The following is a 9834-nucleotide window of genomic DNA, read 5'->3' as shown; positions in this document are numbered from 1 at the left end:
GCAACTTCCTGCCGTCGACGGGCCGGCTGGTGACCTATCGCCCGCCGCAGGAGGGCGCAATCGATGGCGTGACTGTACGTAACGACACCGGCGTCTACGAGGGCGGCGAGATCTCGATCTATTACGACCCGATGATTGCAAAGCTCGTGACCCATGCGCCGAGCCGCGAGCAGGCCATTGAGGCCCAGGCCACCGCGCTCGACGCCTTCGCCATCGAGGGTATTCGCCACAACATCCCATTCCTGTCGGCCCTGATGCAGCATCCCCGCTGGAGGAGCGGCACGCTCTCCACCGGTTTCATCGCGGAGGAATTCCCGCAAGGGTTCAAGGCCCCAGCGCCGCAGGGCGAGGTGGCTCTGCGGATGGCGGTGGTGGGGGCAGCCATCGACCATCTCATGAACGAGCGCAAACGCCAGATCTCGGGCCAGATGCGCCATGCCTCCGCCGTGACGTTCGAGCGGGAGCGCGTGGTGCTTCTCGGCTCCCAGCGTCACGACGTGGTGATCGAGGACATCGATGACGGCTTCGCGGTGGTGATCGACGGCCGGTCCTGGCCCATCGATTCCAGCTGGGTGCCAGGCCAGCCGGTCTGGACCGGCACGGTCGGGGGCGAACCCGTTGCGGTTCAGGTGCGTGCCATCCTCAATGGCATAAGCCTCTCCCATGCGGGGGCTTCGGCGGAGGTGCGTGTCTATACCCGCCGCGAGGCGGAGCTTGCGGCGCTGATGCCCGAGCGGCAGGAGGCGGACACGGGCAAGCAGCTGCTTTGTCCCATGCCCGGCCTGGTGAAGGCGATCAGCGTGGCCCAGGGCCAGGAGGTGAAGGCGGGTGAGCCGCTTTGCATTGTCGAGGCGATGAAGATGGAAAACGTGCTGCGCGCCGAGCGCGACGGCACTATTGCCAGAATTCACGCCAAGGAAGGCGAAAGCCTTGCCGTCGACGCGGTCATTCTCGAATTCGCCTAAGAGTGACCGGCCCAGTCAGGCAGGTTCTCATGCCCCTCTACTTCGCTTACGGCTCCAACATGGACCGGGCTGCCATGCTCCAACGCTGCCCGGGATCGAAGCCGGTGGGCATCGCGCGGCTCATGCGCCACCGCTTCATGATCTTCGATGAGGGATACGCGACGGTGGTGCGCGATCCCCAGCGCGTGGTCTGGGGCATGGTGTGGGACCTGGCGCTGGCGGACGTTCCCGCACTCGACCGCTATGAGAGCCTCTCGACCGGGCTCTACGCGAAGGTGGTCCAACCCGTGGTCACGGAACAGGGGCCGCGCCGCGCCGTCATCTATATCGGGCGCAACGCCAAACCCGGTACACCTCGGCCCGGCTATATGGAAGGCGTCATCGAGGCGGCGGCCCATGCAGGTCTGCCGGACGAATATGTCCGAAGCCTCGGGGTTTGGCTGCCAAGGGCGCAAAGCTCTCCTGTTCCCGTTCCGCGGCAGCCGAAGGTCCGCCCGCTCTTCGTCGCGCCTTCTGGTACGATCCGCAAATAGTATTCTCAAGACCCCCTCATCAGAACCTTTGCCGTAGGCGCGCGTTGAGTCTCGTGTTGCGTAAGAGATGCACGATGACGACGAAAGCAAGATCGATTTGGAAGGCTTATGGCTACGCTTGGGTGACCCTGGGTTTCTTTCTGATATCCCTGGCCGGGCATTGGCTCTTCGGCTGGTTTGCCTATGTCAGCGAGCAGCAGGCTCACGCACAGCCCATTCTGATGTCGGATTATCTCGTCGAGATGATGCGCGACACCCTGGAGAACTGGCAGTCCGAATTCCTGCAGCTTCTCTGGCAGGTGGGCGGCTTGGCGATCCTTCTCTATGTTGGTTCGCCCCAATCGAAGGAGGGCGATGACCGTATGGAGGCCAAGATCGACGAGATCCTGCGGCGGGTGGACCCGCAGAACGCCGAGCGTATCATCAGGACCCTCGATGAGGATTATTCAGGACGCCATACCGACGCCCGCCATGTACATTCTTGAGGAACGATGAGGTCGAACCGAATTGCACATGTGCTGATTCGCGGACGGGTCCAGGGCGTAGGATTTCGCGCTTGGATCCAGCATCAGGCGCAGCTGCACGGATTGAAAGGCTGGGTCCGCAACCGTCATGACGGAAGCGTCGAGGCTGTGTTCTCGGGACCGGGCGAGATGGTCGAGGTAATGCTGAAGGCCTGCCATCAGGGGCCTGCCGGATCTCTGGTGCAACTGGTCGAGCCCGTGGAGGGAGCGGATCACGAACTCGGTGGCGCGAGTGGCTTCGAGGTGCGAAGAACCGCTTAGGACTTTTCCTCGCTTTTTTCGACAGGGCCGCCCGCATCCTTCCATGCGGTGAAGCCGCCCTCGATATGAGCCACGGGCTTCAGGCCCATCTCCTGTGCCGTCGCGGCTGAGAGGGCCGAGCGCCAGCCTCCCGCGCAGAAGAACACGAAGGTCTTGTCCTGGACGAAAACAGGTTTGTGATAGGGGCTTTCAGGGTCGATCCAGAATTCGAGCATGCCGCGCGGGCAGTGCACGGCTCCGGGGATGCGCCCCTCCCTTTCGAGTTCGCGCGGGTCGCGAAGGTCCACGAAGAGCACGTCCTCGCGCCCGTGCAGGGAGATGGCCTCCTGGGTCGGAAGGGTCCGGATCTTTGCTCTGGCTTCATCGAGCAATGTCTTGTAGCCGCGTGTGATGGTCTGAGGCATCGCCGGTCCGCTCCTCTTTGAGGCATTCCACAAACTGGGCATGATAGCGGCAGAGTCAACGGGAGGCATGGGTTGCTCGGGTTCACCTTCGTCGATCATGCGGCCATGATCTTCTTCATCCTGGCCTGGTTCGGTTATCACACCGCCGTCGAGCTGACCGGCGCCGGGCAGAGAAGCCTGAACAAGGTGATGAATCAGTATCGCTTCCGCTGGATGGAGCAGCTGGTGGTGCGCGAGAACCGGATCGTCGACACCACGATCATGGCCTCCCTGATGAACGGCACGGCCTTCTTCGCCTCCACCTCCCTCATCGCCATCGGAGGCGCGCTGGCTCTCCTGCGCTCGACCGAGGAGGTTCTGCCGATTTTTGCGGACCTGCCGTTCGGTCTGCCGCCGACGCGCCTGGGATGGGAGGTGAAGGTGATCGGACTCGCGATCATCTTCGTCTATGCATTCTTCAAGTTCGCCTGGTCCTACCGCCTCTTCAATTACATGGCGATCATCGTCGGCTCCGTTCCCGTTCTGAAGGAGGGCAGCCGGGAAGAGGCTCTTACGGTGGCGCGTCAGGCAGCCGCGATGAATGTGGTGGCCGGCAAGCATTTCAACAGGGGACAGCGGGCATTCTTCTTCTCGCTCGCCTATCTCGGATGGTTCATCAGCGCCTACCTGTTCATCGCAGCGACGGCAGGCGTGCTGTTCGTCATGTGGCGACGGCAATTCATGTCGGATGCGCACGATGCGGCCCTCGGAGGCGAACATGGTTAGAGACACCCATACGGAAGCCCTCGAAACGGCCCTGCTGGCGCTGCTCAGCGAGCGTGGTCCGGGCAAGACCATCGGTCCCTCCGACGTAGCTCAGGCCGTAGGCGGCAATCAGCCGGAAGGATGGGGGCCTCTGATGCAGCCGGTGAGAAGGATTGCGGTGCGCCTGATGAAGGAGGGTCGCGTGGTGATCCTGCGAAAGGGCAGGCCCGTCGATCCGGACGACTTTCGCGGCACCTACAGGCTCGCGCTTCCCACGGCGTCCGATGAGGAGTGAGGGGCGGGAAACAGAACGTTCGTGCGCCCTGTCAGATAGTATCCGACCAGTCCCGCCCATTCCTTCGTGACCACGTCGAGCCGCCGCAGCCCATCGGACACGAAGGCGAAAAGGCGAAGGTTGTTGGATCCGCCGCCGGTGCGGAAATCCACCGGGTAGGCGGTGACGGAAAAGCCCGCCTTCTCGAACACGCCGACGGCGCGCGGCATGTGCCAGGCCGAGGTCACGAGAAGCCAGCGCTCGCCTTCCTTCGGCTTCGCCAGATCGCGCGCGTAGAGCGCGTTTTCCGAGGTGGTGCGCGAGCGATCCTCGACGAGGATGCGGGCGGGATCGATGCCTATGCTCCTGAAATAGTCGGCGATGACGGGAGCCTCGGCACGGCCGTCGCCGAAGACCGTGCCGCCGCCGCCTGAAATCAGGATCCGCGCCTGGGGGTAGCGATGAGCCAGCTGGATCGTATCGAGAACGCGCTCCGCCGCCTCATTGGCGGAGATGCGTCCGCGCGAGAGCGAATCGGATGCATCGACCGCGCCGCCGAGCAGGACGATTCCGTCCACCGGCTTCCCGTCGTCCTTGAACAGCGGGAAGCGCTCTTCCAGCGGCACCATGAGGTAGGTGGCAACGGGCAGAAGGCCGAGAGCGATCGTCGTCACGGTCGTGACGAGCGCCAGGCCGACCCCGAATGTCCGCAAGGGTGCGAAGAGAGCGAGCACGAGGCCCAGCAGAATGGCGCTGAGAAGCAGGTTGGATGGCGTGGCGAAGAACCAGGCGATCTTGGATACGTAGTAAAACACCAGCCATCCTTTGCGTTCGAAATTTAAGCCTTGGACTCGGCCTCGTAGCGGGCCTTCGTTTCCGCATTCGGCGGGTAGAGACCGGGGAGGGGGACGCCCTTCTCTACTTCGCGCATCACCCACAATTCGTAGCGTTCCTGCTCGACGGCGGCCTTCGCCACGTCCTCGACGAGAGCGGCCGGGATGACCACCACGCCGTCCCGGTCTGCGACGATCACGTCGTCCGGGAAGATCGCCACGCCGCCGCAGCCGATGGGCTCCTGCCAGCCCACGAAGGTGAGGCCCGCAACCGACGGAGGGGCGGCAACCCCCGCGCACCATACCGGCAGGTTGGTGCCCTCGACTCCGACCGCATCGCGCACGACGCCGTCCGTGACGAGGGCCGCGACGCCGCGCTTCTTCATACGCGCGGTGAGGATGTCGCCGAAGATGCCGGCATCGGCCACGCCCATGGAGTCGACGACCGCGATGCAGCCTTCGGGCATAGCCTCGATGGCCGCGCGGGTGGAGATCGGGGACGCCCAGGATTCAGGGGTCGCCAGATCCTCGCGGGCGGGCACGAACCGAAGGGTAAAGGCGCGGCCCACCGTCTTCTCCGTTGCGTTGAAGGCGGGCATCGGCCCCTTCATCCAGCAGCGGCGGATGCCCTTCTTCAGCAGGACCGTGGTGATGGTGGCGGTGGAGGCGGCGCGCAGCGCGTCGGCGATCGTCTTGTCGAGGGTCATGGGAGTTTCCTGACGTTGGGATAGGTTACTCATAACGGGCAGGCGCGCGGATTGCCACCTTAGGAGCACTGGTCTTTTCGTAGCAACATTGCATTATCGTCGATGAGCAATACGAACAGTGCAATCCCTCCGGAATGCTCATGAACCGCAACGCTGCTCTGCTGCTCCAGAGTTTGGCCTTCTTCGACCAGGTGGTTTCTGGATCAGGCATTGCGCCCGAGCGCGCTCGTCAAATGGCTCAGGGAGCGGCCGCCGAGGTTCTGGACGCTTTGGCTCGGAGAGATTTCGGGAAGCTGGCGACCTTCGTCAGCGAGGAAGGGCTTGCTGTCAGTCCTTACGTGATGCTGCACGACGGCACCGTGCGGCTGTCTCGCAGCGAGATCGAGCGTTGCGCCAGCGATCCGCAGGCGCGGCACTGGGGAGAGATGGACGGGACCGGCGATCCCATCGAGATCACCTGCGGCCGCTACTTCGACGAATTCGTCTGGACCGCGGATTACCGGCAAGCGGACGAGGTTCTCTACAACGAGCCGCGCCGGCGGGGGAACGACATCAACAACAACCATGAGTTCGCACCCGACGGCATTGTCGTCGAGTTTCACATCAGGGGCAAAAGCAGCCTCTTGGAGCTGGATTGGAAGAGCCTGCGTTTGATCTTCCGGAGGGGCGAGCAGGGATTGTCCCTGCTCGCCATCACGCGGGATGTCTGGACGATCTGACGTCCTCAAGCCGTCTTGTTGAACAGCTCGCGGCCGATCAGCATGCGGCGGATCTCGCTGGTGCCTGCGCCGATCTCGTAGAGCTTCGCGTCGCGGAGCAAGCGGCCCGTCGGGTAATCGTTGATATAGCCGTTGCCGCCCAGGAGCTGGATGGCGTCGAGGGCGCATTGCGTCGCCCGTTCGGCCGCATAGAGGATCGCGCCCGCCGCGTCCTCGCGGGTGGTCTCGCCCCGGTCGCACGCCTTGGCCACCGCGTACACATAGGCCTTGGCCGCGTTCATGGTCACATACATGTCGGCGACCTTGCCCTGAACGAGCTGGAACTCACCGATGGGCTGCCCGAACTGCTTGCGCTCGTGCACATAAGGCAGCACCACGTCCATGCAGGCCTGCATGATGCCGAGCGGCCCGGCCGCGAGCACGGCGCGCTCGTAGTCCAAGCCGGACATGAGCACGCTCACGCCCTTGCCGACCTGCCCGAGCACGTTCTCCTCCGGCACCTCGCAATCCTCGAACACCAGCTCGCAGGTGTCGGAGCCCCGCATTCCGAGCTTGTCGAGCTTCTGGTGCGTGGAAAACCCCTTGAAGTCCTTCTCGATGAGGAAGGCCGTGATGCCGCGTGGGCCCGCCTCCGGATCGGTCTTGGCATAGACCACGAGGGTCTCGGCGATGGGGCCGTTGGTGATCCACATCTTAGTGCCGTTGAGCACATAGCGGTCGCCGCGCTTTTCGGCGCGGGTGCGCATGGAGACCACGTCCGAGCCGGAGCCAGGCTCCGACATGGCGAGCGCCCCCACATGCTCGCCGGAGATGAGCTTCGGCAGGTAGCGCCGCTTCTGCTCGTCATTGCCGTTGCGGCGGATCTGGTTGACGCAGAGGTTGGAATGCGCGCCGTAGGAAAGCCCGACGGAGGCCGAGGCGCGGGAGATTTCCTCCATCGCGATCACGTGCTCAAGATAGCCGAGGCCCGTGCCGCCGTATTCCTCCTCGACGGTGATGCCGTGAAGGCCGAGCTCGCCCATCTGCGGCCAGAGATCGCGCGGGAACTGGTTCGTGCGATCGATCTCCTCGGCGCGCGGCGCGATCTTCTCCTGCGCGAAGTCGCGCACCGTCTCGCGGATCGCGTCGGCGGTCTCGCCGAGATCGAAGTTGAAGGCTTTTGCGGCGTTCGGCAGCATCCTGAGGTCCTCCATCGCCCATCGGCGTCGGGTGCGCCGTGGTTCGCTTGTCGTTCTGCCATGATCCTGGACAGCAGTGCTGACCTTTTCAAGCGGGAGGCTCAAGGAAATTGGTCGAATGGAGGAGGCCAATGGAAAGCCCCCTGCCTTGCGGGAGGGGGCTTCAAAGAGAGGCCAAGAAATGCGCCTTACTCGTCGATGCTGGCTGTCTGGATCGGATCCAGAGGCAGGCACTTTCCGGCGACGGCGAGCCGGCGGTAATCGCGGGGGTCGCAGGCGCTCTGAACAAACATCCGCCATTGATTCTCGGTGCCGTAGAAGGTGTTGCGGTCCACGTCCCCCTTCACGCCCGGCACGCGGCCGGTGGTGGTGAACTGCCAGAACGTCCAGCGTCGGTTGGCATAGCGCTCGTGGGGCTCGGCTGCGGTGCTGCGGATCCAGAACGGATAATCGGTGAACTCCCCTTCCAGGATCTCCTTATGGAAGGTGATGTCGGTATAGATGATCGGGCGCTTGCCCGTATGCGCCTCCATCTCCCGCAGCATGACATCGATCATGGCGAGCGCCTGCTCGCGCGGAACCTTCTTCGGGCAGTTCACCGACTGGCCGTTCCATTCCACGTCGAGCACCGGGGGGAGGGCGTCCGGATCGGCCGGTACGTTCCTTTTGAACCAGGCCGCCTGCTCATGGGCCGGGCGGCACCAATACACGAAGTGGTACGCTCCGCGCGGAATGCCGGCCCTCTTCGCGCCGTGCCAGTTTTCCAGGAAGCGGCTGTCCACGTGATCGCCGCCCTCGGTGGCCTTGATGAAGGCGAATTTCGTGCCCGCCTTCCGCAAGGAGGCCCAGTCCACATCCCCCTGCCATTTCGAAATGTCGACCCCGTGAATCGGCAGACGATGAGCCTTGGCCACGCCGTGATGCGGGCGGGCATCGCTCTTCATGGGATAACGGCTGGAGGAGGGTGCAATGGCACAGGAGGCCAGGCCGAAGGCGACGGCGGCCAGGGTGCCGAACCGGGCGACCCGAAGGAACGTCGTCAGACCGGAGCTTTCGGAGCGGCGGGGGGAGCGGCGGCGTGTCTTCATCGGGCTATCTGTAATGAACGCAGAACTTGATCGCATCAGGGATGCCCGAACTGGGTTAACATCCTCCTTACGATCAGGTCGCTGCAATCACATTACAGATTGAACCAAAGCGTCGCTATTCCCAAGAAGGAGAAGAAGCCCACGATATCGGTGATCGTGGTGACAAACGGTCCAGAGGAAACGGCGGGGTCTACCCCCATGCGGTTGAGAGTCAGCGGGACGAAGATCCCGCCCAGGGCCGCGAAGGTGAGCACGGTGATGAGCGCGAGGCCGATCACCAGTCCGATCTCCGGGGATTGGAACCACAGGGCCGCCATGCCGCCCATGATGACGGCGAAGACGATGCCGTTGAGGAGCCCGACGGCCGCCTCGCGCAGGATGATCCGCCATGCGTTCGACCGGCCCAGATCGCGCGTGGCGAGTGCGCGGACGGCCACCGTCATGGTCTGCGTGCCTGCGTTGCCGCCCATCGAGGCGACGATGGGCATGAGGATGGCCAGCGCCACCATGCTTTGGATGGAATCCTCGAAGGCGCGAATGACGCCCGCCGCGAGGAAGGCCGTGCACATATTGGCAAAGAGCCAGGGAAAGCGGCTGCGCTGGGTGTACAGGATCGTGTCAGAGAGCTCCTCGTCCGGCTTTACGCCGCCGAGCTGCTTGATGTCGGCGTCAGCCTCTTCCTCCAGCACGTCGACGATGTCGTCGACCAGGATTACGCCGACGAGGCGGTTCGCCTCATCCACGACGGCGGCGGAGACGAGATTGAAGCGCTCGAAGAGGCGGGCGACCTCCTCCTGGTGTTCGGTGGCCTCCACCCGGTCCGGCTCGTCATCCATGATCTCCTGGATCGTGATGGGACGCTTGGAGCGGAGGAGGCGGTCGAGGGCGACGGCTCCGAGGAGATGTCCTGCCGGATCGATGACGAAGATCTCGTAGAAGGTCTCGGGCAGGTCCGCCGTCTCGCGCATGAAGTCGATGGTCTGTCCTACCGTCCAGAAGGGCGGCACGGCGATGAACTCGGTCTGCATGCGCCGGCCGGCGCTGTCTTCCGGATAGTCGAGGGAGCGCTGGAGCGCCACCCGCTCCATGGCCGGGAGCTGCTCGAGAACCTCGGCCTTTTCCTCGTCCGGAAGGCTTTCCAGGATCGTGACGGCGTCGTCGGAATCGAGGTCGCGGACGCCTTCCGCCACGGTCGAGGTTTCGAGTTCCTCGAGGATCTCCTCACGGACGGCCTCGTCCACCTCGGTCAGCGCCGTGAAGTCGAAGGCCGAGCCGAGAAGTTCGATGAGGCGAGGCCGGTGCTCCGGCGCCAGGGCTTCCAGCAGGTCGCCGAGCTCGGATTCGTGGAAGTCCTCCACCAGCTCCCGCAGCCGCTCGGCATCCGAGGCCTCGATGGCATCCGCAGCGGCGGCGAGGAATTCCGGATTGAGCTCACCTTCCTCATCCCTGAAAGCCAGGGGCGGAGGGATCGGCCCGTCGGGCGGTGGAAGCGTCGCGCTGTTTTCGACTTCCATCATGCGCCTGTCCTTGGAAGGTTGTGCCGGCCTTTTAGGAGCATGTGCAAGTCAGCGCAATGCGCCTGAAAGGCCCAGTTCATGGAGGCT

The 9834-nt window shown here is 63.9% G+C and carries 12 protein-coding genes and 1 pseudogene; 7 read left to right on the top strand and 6 right to left on the bottom strand.

The features are described 5' to 3' along the window. The 4 genes and pseudogenes from GR328_RS22225 to GR328_RS22210 form a co-directional block, all read left to right on the top strand. Positions 1-965, top strand: a 965-nt coding sequence (locus tag GR328_RS22225) for a biotin/lipoyl-containing protein (protein WP_246216030.1), incomplete at its 5' end; no start/stop codon positions are given. A gap of 29 nt (positions 966-994) precedes the next feature. Then, positions 995-1408 (top strand): annotated as a pseudogene (locus GR328_RS22220) (gamma-glutamylcyclotransferase family protein); the annotation flags it as partial. A gap of 164 nt (positions 1409-1572) precedes the next feature. After that, on the top strand, positions 1573-1983 hold the full coding sequence (locus GR328_RS22215; protein WP_160887751.1) for a DUF6766 family protein: 411 nt from the start codon (positions 1573-1575) through the stop codon (positions 1981-1983). Between the two features lie 6 nt (positions 1984-1989). Further along, complete coding sequence (locus GR328_RS22210) at positions 1990-2283, top strand: acylphosphatase (protein ID WP_160887750.1); 294 nt, start codon at positions 1990-1992, stop codon at positions 2281-2283. On the opposite strand, the gene GR328_RS22205 is transcribed toward GR328_RS22210, so the two are convergent. After that, positions 2280-2687, bottom strand: coding sequence for a rhodanese-like domain-containing protein (locus tag GR328_RS22205; protein WP_160887749.1), 408 nt, complete (start codon positions 2685-2687; stop codon positions 2280-2282). The genes GR328_RS22210 and GR328_RS22205 overlap by 4 nt on opposite strands. 72 nt (positions 2688-2759) lie before the next feature. On the opposite strand from GR328_RS22205, the gene GR328_RS22200 reads away from it, so the two are divergent. Then, positions 2760-3452, top strand: a complete 693-nt coding sequence (locus GR328_RS22200; RefSeq protein ID WP_160887748.1) for a DUF599 domain-containing protein — start codon at positions 2760-2762, stop codon at positions 3450-3452. Next, the gene (locus GR328_RS22195; protein ID WP_160887747.1) at positions 3445-3726 is read left to right on the top strand and encodes a DUF3253 domain-containing protein; all 282 of its coding nucleotides are present in this window, start codon (positions 3445-3447) and stop codon (positions 3724-3726) included. The genes GR328_RS22200 and GR328_RS22195 overlap by 8 nt, the downstream gene beginning before the upstream one ends. On the opposite strand, the gene GR328_RS22190 is transcribed toward GR328_RS22195, so the two are convergent. After that, positions 3687-4520 carry a YdcF family protein gene (locus GR328_RS22190; protein WP_343039453.1) on the bottom strand — a complete coding sequence of 278 codons (834 nt, stop codon included), beginning with the start codon at positions 4518-4520 and terminating at the stop codon, positions 3687-3689. The genes GR328_RS22195 and GR328_RS22190 overlap by 40 nt on opposite strands. A gap of 23 nt (positions 4521-4543) precedes the next feature. Beyond that, positions 4544-5245, bottom strand: coding sequence for a ribonuclease activity regulator RraA (locus tag GR328_RS22185; RefSeq protein WP_160887746.1), 702 nt, complete (start codon positions 5243-5245; stop codon positions 4544-4546). Positions 5246-5385: 140 nt separating this feature from the next. Between GR328_RS22185 and GR328_RS22180 the strand changes: the two genes are divergently transcribed. After that, positions 5386-5964 (top strand): hypothetical protein, encoded by a 579-nt coding sequence (locus tag GR328_RS22180; RefSeq protein WP_160887745.1) that lies wholly within the window; start codon positions 5386-5388, stop codon positions 5962-5964. 5 nt (positions 5965-5969) lie between these two features. Here GR328_RS22180 and GR328_RS22175 read toward each other — a convergent pair whose 3' ends face one another. The 3 genes from GR328_RS22175 to mgtE all read right to left on the bottom strand — a co-directional run bounded on the left by GR328_RS22175 (position 5970) and on the right by mgtE (position 9747). After that, positions 5970-7142 (bottom strand): isovaleryl-CoA dehydrogenase, encoded by a 1173-nt coding sequence (locus tag GR328_RS22175; protein WP_160887744.1) that lies wholly within the window; start codon positions 7140-7142, stop codon positions 5970-5972. A 188-nt stretch (positions 7143-7330) separates the two neighbouring features. Then, positions 7331-8230, bottom strand: coding sequence for a glycoside hydrolase family 25 protein (locus GR328_RS22170; RefSeq protein WP_160887743.1), 900 nt, complete (start codon positions 8228-8230; stop codon positions 7331-7333). Positions 8231-8322: 92 nt separating this feature from the next. After that, a complete protein-coding gene (gene mgtE / locus GR328_RS22165; protein WP_160887742.1) occupies positions 8323-9747 on the bottom strand; it encodes a magnesium transporter in 1425 nt (474 codons plus the stop codon). Positions 9748-9834 lie beyond the last annotated feature (87 nt).

The organism is Microvirga makkahensis (genome assembly GCF_009830105.1).
Classification (GTDB): Bacteria; Pseudomonadota; Alphaproteobacteria; order Rhizobiales; family Beijerinckiaceae; genus Microvirga; species Microvirga makkahensis.
The sequence above is the reverse complement of the archived record's forward strand: the minus strand, read 5'-3'. Positions and strand labels throughout refer to the sequence as shown.